Raw genomic sequence first — 14,042 nt, forward strand, 5'->3', positions numbered from 1 at the left:
CTCGTATCATCACCGCATAACGCATCGAGCCCATATGGGCATTCAGGGAGTAGAGACAATGCCGAAGTTGAGATCCGCCACCACCACCCACGGACGTAACATGGCCGGGGCCCGCGCCCTGTGGCGTGCCACCGGAATGACCGATCAGGATTTCGGCAAGCCCATCATCGCCGTGGTCAACTCCTTCACCCAGTTCGTGCCGGGCCACGTCCACCTCAAGGATCTGGGCCAGCTGGTGGCGCGCGAGATCGAGGCCGCAGGCGGCGTTGCCAAGGAGTTCAACACCATAGCAGTAGATGACGGTATCGCCATGGGCCACGGCGGCATGCTCTACTCCCTGCCCTCCCGCGAGCTGATTGCTGATTCGGTGGAGTATATGGTCAACGCCCACTGCGCCGACGCCATGGTCTGTATCTCCAACTGCGACAAGATCACCCCGGGGATGCTGATGGCCGCCCTGCGCATCAATATCCCGGTGATCTTCGTCTCCGGCGGCCCGATGGAAGCGGGCAAGACCAAGCTCTCCGACCAGATCATCAAACTGGATCTGGTGGACGCCATGATCCAGGGCGCCGATCCCAAGGTATCGGACGCCCAGAGCGAACAGGTGGAGCGCAGTGCCTGCCCCACCTGCGGCTCCTGCTCCGGCATGTTTACCGCCAACTCCATGAACTGTCTGACCGAGGCGCTCGGTCTCTCCCAGCCGGGTAATGGCTCCATGCTGGCGACCCATAGCGACCGCGAGCAGCTGTTCAAGCTGGCGGGTCAGCGCATCGTGACGCTGGCCAAGCGCTGGTATGAACAGGATGACGAGAGCGCCCTGCCGCGCAATATCGCCACCAAGGCGGCGTTCGAGAACGCCATGGCGCTCGATATCGCCATGGGCGGATCCACCAATACCGTGCTGCACCTGCTGGCAGCGGCGCAGGAGGCCGGGGTGGACTTCACCATGGCCGATATCGACCGCATGTCCCGCAAAGTGCCTCAGCTCTGCAAGGTGGCGCCCTCCACCCAGAAATATCATATGGAAGATGTGCACCGTGCCGGTGGCGTGGTCGCCATTCTGGGTCAGCTGGAAAAAGCGGGCCTGGTGCATGGGGATACCCGTACCGTGCTGGGTTGCTCCCTCGTCGAACAGCTCAATGAATATGACGTCAGCCGCCAGCCGAGTCAGGAGGTGGTGGACTTCTACCGCGCCGGGCCGGCCGGGATCCGCACCACCAAGGCGTTCAGTCAGGATTGCCGCTGGCCGGAGCTGGATCTGGACCGCGCCGAAGGCTGCATCCGCTCGCTGGACAACGCTTACAGCCAGGAGGGCGGCCTCGCCGTGCTTTCCGGCAACCTCGCGGTCAACGGCGCCATCGTCAAGACTGCCGGGGTGGATGAGGAGAACCTCACCTTCCGTGGCCCGGCCCGGGTATTCGAGAGTCAGGAGAGCGCGGTGAGCGGCATCCTCGATGGTACCGTGAAAGCAGGCGAGGTAGTGGTGATCCGCTACGAAGGGCCGAAAGGGGGTCCGGGCATGCAGGAGATGCTCTACCCCACCACTTATCTCAAGTCCATGGGGCTCGGCAAGGCGTGCGCCCTGATCACCGACGGCCGCTTCTCCGGCGGTACCTCGGGCCTCTCCATCGGCCACGTCTCGCCGGAAGCAGCCTCTGGCGGCACCATAGGTCTGGTGGAGGATGGCGACATCATCAGCATCAATATCCCGGCCCGCAGCATGGTGCTGGAGGTGGCCGACAGCGTGCTGGCCGCCCGCCGCGTCGCCGTGGAAGCCCGTGGCTGGAAGCCGCTCGATCGTCAGCGTCAGGTCTCCTTTGCCCTGCGCGCCTACGCCATGTTCGCCACCAGTGCCGACAAGGGCGCGGTTCGCGATCGCTCGATGCTGGGGGAATAAATCATGGTCTCTGCGGCGGATTATCTACGCAAGGTGTTGCTCTCCCCCGTCTATGAGGCGGCGCGGGTGACCCCCCTGCAAACCCTGAAGAAACTTTCCGAGCGGCTCGGCAACCATGTCAGCCTGAAGCGGGAGGATCTGCAACCGGTCCACTCCTTCAAGCTGCGCGGCGCCTATCACAAGATCGCCACCCTGACCGAGGAGCAGAAGGCGCGCGGCGTTATCGCCGCCTCTGCTGGCAACCACGCACAGGGGGTCGCCCTGTCGGCCGCCAAGCTCGGCATCAAGGCGATCATCGTGATGCCCAAGACCACGCCGGACATCAAGATCGACGCGGTGCGCCGGCAGGGCGGCAACGTCATGCTGTTTGGCAACAGTTTCGACGAGGCCTACGGCGAGAGCCGCCGCCTCTCCGAGCTGGAGGGTTACACCCTGATCCCGCCGTTTGACGACGTCGAGGTGATCGCCGGGCAGGGCACCATCGGCAAGGAGTTACTGGAGCAGGATACCCACCTCACTCACGTCTTTGTGCCGGTGGGCGGCGGTGGGTTGGCCGCCGGGGTGGCGGTCTATATCAAGCAACTGCTGCCGGATGTGAAGGTGATCGGGGTGGAGGCGGAGGGCTCCGCCTGCCTCAAGGCCGCGCTGGCGGCCGGCGAGCCGGTCAATCTGGAGCGGGTCTCGCTGTTTGCGGACGGGGTGGCGGTCAAGCGCATCGGCGAGGAGACCTTCCGCCTGTGCAACCAGTATCTGGACGAGGTGGTGACTGTCTCCAACGACCAGATCTGCGCCGCACTGAAAGACATCTTCGACGACTGCCGCGCCATCGCCGAGCCGTCGGGCGCCCTCTCGCTGGCGGGCCTCAAGGCCTACAGCGAGCGGGAGCAGGTCAAAGGGGGGCGGATGGCGGCCATTCTCTCCGGCGCCAACGTTAACTTCCACAGCCTGCGCTACGTGTCGGAGCGCTGCGAGATCGGCGAGAAGCGCGAGGGCATGCTGGCGGTGACCATCCCCGAGCGCAAGGGGGCCTTCCTCGACTTCTGTCGTCAGCTTGGCCCCCGCATGGTGACCGAGTTCAACTATCGCTACGCCGATGCCGAACAGGCGTCGCTGTTCGTTTCGGTGCGCCTCACCGGCGGTGACGAAGAGCTCGGCCAGATCATCGATCAGCTCGGTGGCAACGGCTATCCAGTGGTCAACATGACCGAGAGCGAGCTGGCCAAGAATCATGTGCGCTACATGATTGGCGGCCGCCCGGCCCGGCCCCTTGGTGAGCGTCTCTACAGCTTCAAGTTTCCGGAGCAGCCTGGCGCCCTGATGCGCTTCCTCGAGACACTGGGTTGTCGCTGGAACATCAGCCTGTTCCACTACCGTAACCACGGTGCCGACTACGGCCGCGTGCTCTGCGCCTTCGAGCTGCCGGATGAAGACGTGGCAGCCTTCCACGACTACCTGCGCGAGATTGGCTACGGCTGGAAAGAGGTGAGCGACGACCCCGCCTACCGGCTATTCCTGGCTAGTTGATGGCGGGATCGCGATGAAGCAGGAGGGAGGCGTTGTCCTCCCTCTGTTTTTAGGCTGCAATTGGGAACTTCTGTCTGAGCCATTGAAATCCATGGGCCAGTGCCATCAGCAGCAGGGTGCCGGGCAGCACCGTTTGCCACAGGAAGGCTGGCTCTTGTCCTGTCATCAGGATCAGCAAGGGATTGGCGCCCGCCGGAGGGTGAAGAATATTCAGTCCCTGCATCAGGGCGATGGCCAGCCCGGTTGCCAGAGCCATCTGCATTTCAGCAGGGAGGGGAAGCAGGCCGATGACCAGTCCGACGCAGGCCGTCAGCAGGTGTCCACCCAGCACGTTTTTGGGGCGCGCCAGCGGACTATCTGGCAGGGAAAACAACAACACACAGCTGGCCCCGAAAGGTGCCATGACTAGCGCGACATGCCAGCTCAGATTGAGCCATCCCAATATGCCGATGGTGAGTGCGGCGCCCACACCTGCCCATAACGGGCCATACCATTTTGTCATCATGCTTTCCTCTTGGTTTGCCAGAACTGATTAGGCACATTAGGTAGACAGATCGGTGTACTTCAAGAGGCAAATCATGAGTGAGAAGCGTCAACAACTGGTGGCGACGGCCTACCGTCTGTTCAACCGTCATGGCTTTCATGCCACCGGCATAGATCGCATCTGGGCCGAGGCGGGGAGTACCAAGCGCACCCTCTATCGCCACTTCCCGACCAAGGATGCCTTGATTGAGGAGGTGCTGCTCGCTCGTGACCGGGAGTTCTTCGCCTTGCTTGACCAGCGGCTGGCCGGTGTGAGTGGACGTGAAGCTCGCCTGCAGGCGCTGTTTGACGGCTTCGCAGAGTGGTTTGGCCGCTCTGATTTCTATGGCTGCAACTTTATCAACGCCAGCGCCGAGTTTGCCGACCCGCGCCATCCGGTGCGCAAGCTGGTGATGGCCCACAAGCAGGCGTTACTGGGCTGGGTGATAAACCAGCTCAACTGTTCTCTGGCACAGGCCACCGAGCTTTGCCTGTTGCTGGAGGGGGCGATCGTGATGGCTCACAGCTATCAGCAGCCACTGGCGCTGGAGCAGGCCAGAATGCTGGCAAAGACCATTTTGACCGACGATACCGCGATAATGCAGGCAGCTTCACACTCCTGAGCTGCTGGTCATTTGAGGCTGCGTTCGGATGGGATACCCTGAATAGCGGAGAGGCCGCCTGACGGCTTCACACAGGGAAAGTGCGCACTCAGGCGCCCATAACGACTTATTGCAGAGGCGAAAATATGAATAAATCCATGCTTGCCGTATTGGTCAGTGGTTTGCTGGCGGCCGGAGCCGTGCAGGCCGCCGCTCAGGACAATACCTGGTATGTCGGTGGCAAGGCCGGTTGGTCCAATTACTATGGCGTTGACCACAACCAGTATGCCGAGTCGATTGCCCAGACGTTGGGTAATACCAGCGAGAACACGGATGATCTGGGTCTGGGCCTGTTCGCCGGTTACCAGCTCAACCCCAACCTGGGGTTCGAGCTGGGTTATGACTGGCTTGGCAAATACGACACCACTTCGGGCACTGGTGCCAATACCCTCAATACCGAAGCCAAGAGCCAGATGATTCAGGCCACCATGAAGATCAGCTTCCCGGCAACAAATGTGCTCGATCTTTATGGTCGACTGGGCGGTGCCTATGCCTGGACGGATAGCGAGATCAGCTTCGCCAATACCAGCGAGACCGGTAAAAAGCATGGCGCCGCATTTGTCGGGGCGCTGGGTGCCGAGTACGCCATCGATCGTGATTGGGCCGCCCGTCTGGAGTACCAGTACACTACGCCGCTGGGAGATGCCTCTCTCGATCGCTCAGGCATCGAGCTGGATAACGGCCTGATCTCGTTCGGCATGCTCTATCGTTTCGGTCAGCAAGGGGGTGAGGTTGTTGTGCCGGCGCCAGCTCCGGCAGCCGAGCCTGCCCCGGCTGTGGTGGTGGAGCCCAAGACCTTCAGCCTTAGTTCCGATGTGCTGTTCGAGTTCAACAAGGCGACCCTGAAACCTGCCGCCAGCCAGGCGCTCGATGCCCTGTTCAGCCAGATTGTGGCGGCCAATCCGAAGGATGGCGTCGCGACCGTGGTCGGTTATACCGACCGCATCGGCTCCGACAACTACAACCTGGCCCTCTCCGAGAAGCGGGCCCAGAGCGTGGCCAGCTATCTGGTAGCCAAAGGCTTGTATGCTGACAAGGTGCGGGTCGAAGGGCGTGGCAAGGCCAATCCGGTTACTGGCAACAACTGCGCCAGCCGTTCCAAACAGGAGCTGATTGCCTGTCTGGCACCGGATCGTCGGGTTGAAATCCATCTGGAAGGGGTTTCCCAGCCGGCGCAGTGATGCTGCGGCTAGAGATGGGATTCGAGAAGAACGGGAGGCCAGGCCTCCCGTTTTCTATGGTCAGCGTGATCGGATGGTGGTGCAGACCTGATTTGCCAACATCATGAGTTAACGAATCTTTTCCTAATAGGAATAGTTATTATATTTCCAGGAAATTACAGGATAAAAAAATAGAATTAAACTTTGCGCCTGAAGATTCTTTTGGTTAGAATCTCTGCGTGTTATCAATAGACAGGTAAATATTATGGACTGCGACAGTTGTAGCCGATTGCAAATCGCGATGCGGGTTTACCAGAGCTGAGGCCGAATATTTTATCTTCTCTCTCACTCTGATTGCTCGAATCACAAGCATAGAGTGCAGCATCTATATGAGTCAGCATCGACTCTCACAACCTCTTTATCCCGCCTTCATCAGGGATTACGGTTGTAAATCTGGATCGTTCCGCTCATCTGCGAGCCATGCGCGCCTCGCGACCCCTGCAATTGAACGCTTCATCATGCATCCCGGTACTGCCCGTCAGGGCCGTCACAGCGTCGGAACCATGCATCCGTGCCGTGGTCGGGAAGGGATCAAGCGTAAAATAACAAGATGGATAATCTCATATTGAAAACTATTTCGTTTTCGATATGGCAGGTTGCACATTAAAATAAATGATGTGATTGATTAATATATTTCGGCGGTGGCAAGGGTCGCGCTGTAATATTTCTATAGGCGTGGTTTTCTCCGATGTTCTTACCCGCCAGATATCACTGATACTATTTCCTGCCCGCATCCAGTTATTTCAAACTGTCGTAATCCTGATTTTCTTTATGGGTGATGCCGCTCTAGTTGCGGGATCACCGGATTGGTCCGCTGATAATGCAGACTCGCGGCCATGCCTGCCAACGACAGTGTGTATCGCTGTCCATGGTTCGTCCGGCCCTCTCTCCACCCCACTCGGAGGATATCGTATGACCGAAGAGCCCAAACCTCGACCCTCGGGGTTCACGTCTCCCCACTCCTGATCCCCCCTGCGGGGACGGGATGCGGTGTTCTGACCCCTGATCTGACCCAACCATGCAGGTTAGCTCGACGGCAGACATTTGTCTGACGAGCCGCCCCGTGCGCGCCAGTTGAGCGTGCCGGCAACGAGTCGGGTTCACAGCTTTCGATATCAGTACTGACGCCTGGCCTGGCCCGCGACAGGGCCCTTCTGCAAGCGAAAATCAGGATTTAAAGTTATGAAGCAACAACATACTGCCAGCCGGCACAAGCAACAGGGGTTCGTCGCCCCGGGCCGTGCCAATGAGAAGCTCTCCTCCCGGGTGCTCGACGAGGCCGACAAGTCCCTCGAATACACCCTCACTGCCGTGCGCGGCAATATCGACGGCCTGACCGCGACCGAGGCGGCCAACCGTCTGGTCCAGTTTGGCCCCAACGAGGTGACCCACGACAAGCCGCCCCATCCATTGATCCAGCTGCTGCAGGCGTTCAAAAACCCGTTTGTGATGGTCTTGATGGTGCTTGGGCTGGTCAGTTACGTGATGGACGTGCTGATGGCCGAGCCGGGTGATGAGGACTGGGTCAAGGTGATCATCCTCGGTGTCATGGTGGGCCTGAGCGGTCTGCTGCGCTTCTGGCAGGAGTACCGTTCCGTCAAGGCGGCCGAGGCGCTCAAGTCACTGGTGCGCAACACTGCCACTGTACAGCGTCGTCCCTCGCCGGGCGCTACCCCCCAGCGCAAGGAGGTGGCAATGACCGAGCTGGTGGCCGGAGACATAGTGCACTTGCAGGCGGGAGACATGATCCCCGCCGACATCAAGCTGATTGAATCCCGCGATCTCTTCATCAGCCAGGCGGTGCTGACCGGTGAAGCACTGCCGGTAGAGAAGTATGACACTCTGGGAGCTGTGGCCGAGAAGTCGGCAGACGGCAACAGCACAGGGGACGTGGGGTTGCTCGATCAGCCCAACATCTGCTTCATGGGCACCAACGTGGTGAGCGGTACAGCCAAGGCTGTGGTGGTGGCCACCGGCAGCGACACCTACTTCGGTTCGCTGGCCCGCAACGTGGTGAGCCACAAGCGCATCGAGACCAGTTTCGATCGCGGCGTCAACAGCGTCACCAGGCTGCTGATCCGCTTCATGCTGGTGATGGTGCCCATCGTCTTCATGCTCAGTGGTATCAGCAGTGGTGACTGGATGTCGGCGCTCACCTTCGCGCTGGCGGTGGCGGTAGGGCTCACCCCCGAGATGCTGCCGATGATCGTCTCCGCCAACCTGGCGCGAGGGGCGGTGGCCATGGCCAAGCGCAAGGTGGTGGTCAAACGGCTCAACTCGGTGCAGAACTTCGGTGCCATGGACGTGCTCTGCACCGACAAGACAGGTACCCTGACCCAGGACAAGATCATCCTCGAGCACCACTACGACGTGCGTGGCAACCGGGACGACCGGATCCTGCAGCTGGCCTGGCTCAACAGTTATCATCAGAGCGGCATGAAGAACCTGATGGACATCGCGGTGATCGAGCATGCCGATGTGCTGGGAGCTGGCTGCAAGCCGGCTGGTTACAGCAAGGTGGATGAGTTGCCATTCGACTTCGTGCGCCGCCGTCTGTCGGTGATCGTACAGGATGAGCGTGGCCAGCAGCTGATGGTCTCCAAGGGGGCGGTGGAAGAGATGCTGGCCGTCTCCAGCCAGATCGCCGATGGCCAGGAGGTGCGGGATCTGACCGACGCCGATCGCCTTGCCCTGCTGCGCCAGAGCGAGGAGTTCAACGCCGAGGGGTATCGGGTGCTGATCGTGGCAACCCGCGAGATCCCGGCGGGCGAGCGCAAGCAGAGCTATCGCACCAGTGACGAGGTCAATCTGGTGGTGCGCGGCTTCCTCACCTTCTTCGATCCGCCCAAGGATTCGGCTGCACCAGCCATCCGCGCGCTGAACGACTATGGCGTGGCGGTCAAGGTGCTGACCGGTGACAACCCCATCATCACCAGCAAGGTGTGTCGCGATGTGGGGCTGGAGCCCGGCGTGCCGCTGCTCGGCAAGGATATCGAAGGGATGGACGACGTGGCGCTGTGCGAAGCGGTCAAACAGACCACCATCTTCGCCAAGCTCACCCCGTTGCAGAAGTCGCGGGTAGTGAAGGCGCTGCAGGCCAACGGCAATACCGTCGGTTTCCTCGGTGACGGCATCAATGACGCGCCGGCGCTGCGGGATGCGGACGTGGGGATCTCGGTGGATAGCGGTGCCGACATTGCCAAGGAGACTGCCGACATCATCCTGCTGGAGAAGAGTCTGATGGTGCTGGAGGAGGGGGTGATCAAGGGGCGCGAGACCTTTGGCAACATTCTCAAGTACCTCAACATGACCGCCAGCTCCAACTTCGGCAACGTCTTTTCGGTGCTGGTCGCCTCCGCCTGGTTGCCCTGGGCACCCATGCTGGCGATGCAGATGCTGATCCAGAATCTGGTGTATGACGTCTCCCAGATGCTGCTGCCGTGGGACAAGATGGACCCCGAGTTTCTCAAGCGGCCGCGCAAGTGGGAGGCGAGCAACATCAAGCGCTTCATGCTCTGGCTTGGCCCGACCTCGTCGGTGTTCGATATCAGCACCTACTGCCTGATGTGGTTCGTGTTCGGTGCCGGTGCCCTCTATGCCACCGCCAACGGCAGCATGGATCCGCTGGTCAACGGTCAGGCCATCATGAACTCCGGCTGGTTTATCGAGGGGCTGGTGTCGCAGACGCTGGTGGTACATATGCTGCGTACCCGCAAGATCCCGTTCCTGCAGAGTACCGCTACCCTGCCGGTGCTGCTCTCCACCTCGATCGCCATTGCTATCGGCTGTTACCTGCCCTTCTCGCCTGTGGCTGAGCACTTCGGCTTCATCACGCTGGATGGGCCCAAGTACTTCATGTGGCTGGTGATCACCATGCTGGCCTACATGGGGCTGACCCAGACCGTCAAGAGCATCTACATCAAGCGCCACGGCCAGTGGTTCTGATGACGTGCTAGCTGACGGGCCGGTGTGATCCCGGCGCGACAGAAAAAAGAGAGCCAGCCCGCGCAAGCGGACTGGCTCTCTTTATTTGGTGTGACCCGACTCCCTTGTTGGCGAGTACCGGCCTGTGGCTTAGAGCTTGAACAGCGGGCGCAGGCGGATGCCGATCAGGCTGCCGGCGAGGGCCATCAGCATCCAGACCCAGCCGTGCAGGCTGCCGGAGGCGGTGCCATCAAAGAAGCCGCCGAGGTTGCAGGCGCTGTACATGGCGCCCATCCCCATCAGCAGGCCGCCGAGGATGGAGGCCAGACTGTTGCCGATCCGCATCGGGGCGAAGTTGCCACCACCGCTGATGCAGCGCGCCAGCATGGCCCCCAGAATGCCGAGCCAGAACATGCCGACCATGGGGTTGATGAAGAGCGGCTGGGCCAGCTTGGGGTTGCCCTCGAACAGGCCGAACAGAGAGGCGCCGCGCAGCGCCATGTCATAGACGGCGCCGGTGATGGTCCAGGCCGAGCCGTGCAGGGCGACGACAATAGAGTTGAGTATGGCGATGATGATGCCGCCGGTCAGCACGGTGAAGCGGCCATCGCGCCAGAACAGATTGCCGCCGCTGAAGAGGGGCTTGAGTTCGCCGGTACGCTTGAGTTCGCTCTTGCGAAACAGCAGGAACAGCATGGCGACCAGCGCCAGGTTGAGCAGCATGCCGCTCCAGATATTGCCGGTCAAATCCTTGGCCAGCACCACATGGCTGGAGAAGGTGGCCTCCAGTTCGGGGCGGAACTGGTTGCTGATGAGGGTGCCGATGCCGTAGCAGATCAGCACCAGCCAGAAGCGGGGTTGTCCCTCGCCGCAGCAATAAAGAGTGCCGGTGGCACAGACGCCTGCCAGCTGCATGCCGATGCCGAACAGGAAGGCACCGACGATGAAGGGAATGCCGATAGCCATCACGTTACCCACCATGGCATCGCCAAACAGGGCGTGGCTAAAGGAGAGGAAGGTGGTGAACAGCAGAATTTCGATGGCGATGGTGAGCAGGTGAACCCGCACATAGTAACTGTTGCGCTTGGTCAGCATCTCGCGCCAACCGAAGACGATGCCGAAGCGGCTGAAGGAGAGGGTGAAGCCGAAGCCGAATCCGATCAGGGCCATCAGAGCCCATTTCATACCAAAGGTGTTGCCAAGCCAGAGTAACGCTCCCCCCGCGATTGCCACGATGGGGAGCGACCATTTTCGAGTCATAGCTGTAATTCCTTATAGCTGGATGGAGAATAGGGAGTGCGGATCCTATTCCCACATTGAGTCCAAGGCTACCGGTTTAACAGGTCAGGGGGCGAGAAAATGGCATATCGCTTCTGATGACTTTGTTAGCTACTGATTTGATTTTGAAGGCTTTATATTGCTCGTTGCAGCAGGACGCTTGCCGTTGCGCAGCCCATCCAGCGTGAAGATCAGCAGCGCGCTCCAGATACAGGCGAAAGTAAGAGCCTTGTCCATTGCCAGCTCCTCGCCGTAGAGAGTGACAGCGAGGATGAACATCAGGCTGGGGCCTATGTACTGGAAGAAGCCCAGGGTGGAGAGCTTGAGCCGTGTCGCGGCGGCGGTGAAGCAGAGCAGGGGGGCCGTGGTGACGGCGCCTGCGGCGATCAGCAGCAGGTTGAGGTGCCAGTCGTTCTGGGTGAGATGGCTGGTGGGGCTGTCGGCAAAGCCCCACAGATAGATGGCCGCAGGCGGCAGCATGATCATGGTTTCGATCAGCAGACCGGTGAGAGCATCGAGTGCCAGTTTTTTGCGCACCAGTCCATAGATGGCAAAACTCGATGCCAGCACCAGCGCAATCCAGGGCAAGGAGCCAAAGGCGATAAGCTGGATGGCCACGCCGGCAAAGGCCAGCGCCACCGCCCACCACTGCAGGCGGCGCAGTTTCTCGCTCAGAAACACCATTCCCAACAGTACGTTGAACAGCGGGTTGATGTAGTAGCCGAGGCTGGCATCCAGCATATGGCCGTTGTTGATGGCCCAGATGAACAGCAGCCAGTTGCCGCCGACGGTAACCGAGGTAAACGCCAGGGTGAGCAACACTTTTGGCTGGCGCAGCACCGCCTGCACCTTGTGCCACTGGCGCCCTGCCAGGGTGAGTACCATCAGCAGCACGCAGGACCAGATCATCCGGTGGGTCAGGATCTCGGCGGCCGGAACGGCAGAGATGGTCTTGAAATAGATGGGGGCTATGCCCCAAAGGGTATAGGCGCACAGGGCGTAGATGACGCCCTGACGCTGGATCTGTTGCGGCATGCGGATGACCTTTACTGAAGCGTTGGATGCGGGAAAACATCGCAAAAAATCAGTGTAGCGATCCTTTTGCGGGGAAAGAAGCGAATAAACGAAGTTTGAGGGATAGGAGGAGTGTGGCTGGCAGGTCAACCTTTACCGCGGCGGATCTTGTCGACGTCCATCAACAGCCACAACATCAGGGCGATGGCTGAGATCCAGGGGCCCCAGGTCACGTAGGCCTCGCCGTGCCCCAGCACGAAGAACAGCAGGGGCAAACCGATCACCAGAAAAAGTACGCTTCCCAGAAAAAATAGCATTTTTGTCTTTATATTTAACATGTTGGCTTTTTTATCATTATAAGGATTGAGCCCGGTGATGGAAGGCCAAAAATGCAAAAGGGGGATTTCTCCCCCTTTTTGATCCGATAGTGCTGCTTGTCGTGTTATTCCAGCTGAATCCAGGTGCTTTTCAGCTCGGTGTACTTCTCCAGCGCATGAAGTGACTTGTCGCGACCGTTACCGGACTGTTTGAAGCCGCCAAACGGCATGGTCATGTCACCGCCGTCCCAGTTGTTGACGAACACGGTACCGGCGCGCAGGGCGCGGGAACCTTTCACCGCCTTGTTGAGATCCGCCGTCCAGATCGCCGCCGCCAGCCCATAGTCGGTGTCGTTGCCCAGCGCAATGGCCTCCTCCAGCGTATCGAAGCCGGTCACCGCCAGCACAGGGCCGAAGATCTCCTCGCGGAAGATGCGCATCTGCGGGGTCACGTCGTCGAAGATGGTGGGTTCGATATAGAAGCCGCCACTCTCCATATTGGTGCGGTTGCCCCCCAGCAGCAGCTTGGCCCCCTCCTGCTTGCCAATCTCGATATAGTGCAGCACCTGCTCCATCTGGATGTGATCCACCATGGCGCCGATGCGGGTCGCAGGGTCGAGCGGGTTGGCCGAGATCCACTCGCGGGCATGGGCCAGCAGTCGCTCCATAAATTGCGGTTTGATGCTGTTTTGCACCAGCAGGCGAGAGGCGGCAGTACACACCTCGCCCTGGTTGTAGAAGATGGCGCCAGCGGCGCTCTTGGCCGCAGCGTCCAGATCCGGCGCATCCGCCAGTATGATGTTGGGGCTCTTGCCGCCGCACTCCATAAAGGCGCGCTTGAGGTTGGACTTGCCGGAGCACTCCACCAGATGTTTACCGATCTTGGTGGAGCCGGTGAAGGTGATGCAGTCCACATCCATATGCATGGCCAGCGCCTCGCCCACGATGTGGCCAAAGCCCGGCAGCACGTTGAACACACCGTCCGGAATGCCCGCTTCCTTGGCCAGGCCGGCGATACGCAGGGCGGTCAGGGGGGATTTCTCGGAAGGCTTGAGAATGACCGAGTTGCCGGTAGCGAGCGCTGGGCCCAGCTTCCAGCAGGCCATCACCAGCGGGAAGTTCCACGGTACTATGGCGGCAACGACCCCGAGCGGTTCCCGGGTCACCAGCGCCAGGGCGGATTCCTCGACCGGCGCGACTTGATCGTAGATCTTGTCGATCGCTTCGGCGTTCCAGGCGATGCAGTTGGCGGCGGCAGGGGCATCGTAGCCCATGGCATCGCCGATGGGTTTGCCCATGTCCAGCGACTCCAGCAGTGCCAGCTCCACCTTGTTGAGACGCATCAGTTCGGCGAAGCGCTGCATGATCAGCTTGCGCTGTTTCGGCGGCAGGCCGCTCCAGCGCTTGTCGTTGAAGGCATCACGCGCGGCCTGTACCGCCAGCTCGGCATCGGCGGCATCGCAGGCTGCTACCTTGGTCAGCAGCTTGCCGTTGGCCGGGTTGATACAGTCGAAGGTGGCACCATTGACGGCATCCCGATAGCTACCGTTGATAAAGGCTTGTGAGGGCAGGGTCAGATGGGCGGCCTTGTGTTGCCACTGGGCCAGGGTCAGGTCACTCATGTTCACTCCTTGAACCGGCAAAAGTCATTGTCCGCGTATCAATATGCTAAACATCCTGC

At 60.3% G+C, this 14,042-nt stretch carries 10 protein-coding genes; 5 read left to right on the forward strand and 5 right to left on the reverse strand.

The genetic code is table 11. The features are described from left to right. The first annotated feature begins 58 nt into the window (after positions 1–58). Both ilvD and ilvA read left to right on the forward strand, forming a co-directional pair. Positions 59–1,900 carry a dihydroxy-acid dehydratase gene (gene ilvD, locus G5332_RS09665; RefSeq protein ID WP_421172648.1) on the forward strand — a complete coding sequence of 614 codons (1,842 nt, stop codon included), beginning with the start codon at positions 59–61 and terminating at the stop codon, positions 1,898–1,900. Between the two features lie 3 nt (positions 1,901–1,903). Further along, on the forward strand, positions 1,904–3,424 hold the full coding sequence (gene ilvA / locus G5332_RS09670; RefSeq protein WP_167570662.1) for a threonine ammonia-lyase, biosynthetic: 1,521 nt from the start codon (positions 1,904–1,906) through the stop codon (positions 3,422–3,424). Positions 3,425–3,473: 49 nt separating this feature from the next. Here the strand turns inward: ilvA and G5332_RS09675 are convergent, their stop codons facing one another. Next, entirely contained in the window at positions 3,474–3,926 is a 453-nt protein-coding gene (locus tag G5332_RS09675) for an HPP family protein (RefSeq protein ID WP_227342965.1), read from the reverse strand. A 76-nt stretch (positions 3,927–4,002) separates the two neighbouring features. On the opposite strand from G5332_RS09675, the gene G5332_RS09680 reads away from it, so the two are divergent. From G5332_RS09680 to mgtA, 3 genes are all read left to right on the forward strand, one after another. Further along, positions 4,003–4,569 (forward strand): TetR/AcrR family transcriptional regulator, encoded by a 567-nt coding sequence (locus G5332_RS09680; RefSeq protein WP_040067639.1) that lies wholly within the window; start codon positions 4,003–4,005, stop codon positions 4,567–4,569. 125 nt (positions 4,570–4,694) lie between these two features. Further along, positions 4,695–5,789 carry a porin OmpA gene (gene ompA / locus G5332_RS09685; protein ID WP_421249611.1) on the forward strand — a complete coding sequence of 365 codons (1,095 nt, stop codon included), beginning with the start codon at positions 4,695–4,697 and terminating at the stop codon, positions 5,787–5,789. 1,221 nt (positions 5,790–7,010) lie between these two features. Beyond that, positions 7,011–9,773 (forward strand): magnesium-translocating P-type ATPase, encoded by a 2,763-nt coding sequence (mgtA, locus tag G5332_RS09690; RefSeq protein ID WP_421311236.1) that lies wholly within the window; start codon positions 7,011–7,013, stop codon positions 9,771–9,773. Positions 9,774–9,902: 129 nt separating this feature from the next. On the opposite strand, the gene G5332_RS09695 is transcribed toward mgtA, so the two are convergent. The 4 genes from G5332_RS09695 to G5332_RS09710 form a co-directional block, all read right to left on the reverse strand. Then, positions 9,903–11,012 carry a YeeE/YedE thiosulfate transporter family protein gene (locus tag G5332_RS09695; protein ID WP_421249609.1) on the reverse strand — a complete coding sequence of 370 codons (1,110 nt, stop codon included), beginning with the start codon at positions 11,010–11,012 and terminating at the stop codon, positions 9,903–9,905. A 129-nt stretch (positions 11,013–11,141) separates the two neighbouring features. Continuing rightward, positions 11,142–12,065 carry an EamA family transporter RarD gene (gene rarD, locus G5332_RS09700; RefSeq protein WP_421172644.1) on the reverse strand — a complete coding sequence of 308 codons (924 nt, stop codon included), beginning with the start codon at positions 12,063–12,065 and terminating at the stop codon, positions 11,142–11,144. A gap of 125 nt (positions 12,066–12,190) precedes the next feature. Beyond that, positions 12,191–12,361: a hypothetical protein gene (locus G5332_RS09705; protein WP_005341999.1), complete on the reverse strand. Its 171-nt coding sequence runs from the start codon at positions 12,359–12,361 to the stop codon at positions 12,191–12,193. 125 nt (positions 12,362–12,486) lie between these two features. Next, entirely contained in the window at positions 12,487–13,983 is a 1,497-nt protein-coding gene (locus tag G5332_RS09710) for an aldehyde dehydrogenase (protein WP_421249608.1), read from the reverse strand. Between the last annotated feature and the right edge of the window lie 59 nt (positions 13,984–14,042).

The organism is Aeromonas sp. 603757, from assembly GCF_049171255.1.
In the GTDB taxonomy this organism is placed as follows: Bacteria; Pseudomonadota; Gammaproteobacteria; order Enterobacterales; family Aeromonadaceae; genus Aeromonas; species Aeromonas veronii_A.

Bases quoted from the DNA above. Each gene is read 5' to 3' on its own strand.
- G5332_RS09695 (WP_421249609.1), bottom strand. From the start codon at position 11,012: ATGACTCGAAAATGGTCGCTCCCCATCGTGGCAATCGCGGGGGGAGCG.
- rarD (WP_421172644.1), bottom strand. From the start codon at position 12,065: ATGCCGCAACAGATCCAGCGTCAGGGCGTCATCTACGCCCTGTGCGCC.
- G5332_RS09680 (WP_040067639.1), top strand. From the start codon at position 4,003: ATGAGTGAGAAGCGTCAACAACTGGTGGCGACGGCCTACCGTCTGTTC.
- ilvA (WP_167570662.1), top strand. From the start codon at position 1,904: ATGGTCTCTGCGGCGGATTATCTACGCAAGGTGTTGCTCTCCCCCGTC.
- ilvD (WP_421172648.1), top strand. From the start codon at position 59: ATGCCGAAGTTGAGATCCGCCACCACCACCCACGGACGTAACATGGCC.
- ompA (WP_421249611.1), top strand. From the start codon at position 4,695: ATGAATAAATCCATGCTTGCCGTATTGGTCAGTGGTTTGCTGGCGGCC.
- G5332_RS09705 (WP_005341999.1), bottom strand. From the start codon at position 12,361: ATGCTATTTTTTCTGGGAAGCGTACTTTTTCTGGTGATCGGTTTGCCC.
- mgtA (WP_421311236.1), top strand. From the start codon at position 7,011: ATGAAGCAACAACATACTGCCAGCCGGCACAAGCAACAGGGGTTCGTC.
- G5332_RS09675 (WP_227342965.1), bottom strand. From the start codon at position 3,926: ATGACAAAATGGTATGGCCCGTTATGGGCAGGTGTGGGCGCCGCACTC.
- G5332_RS09710 (WP_421249608.1), bottom strand. From the start codon at position 13,983: ATGAGTGACCTGACCCTGGCCCAGTGGCAACACAAGGCCGCCCATCTG.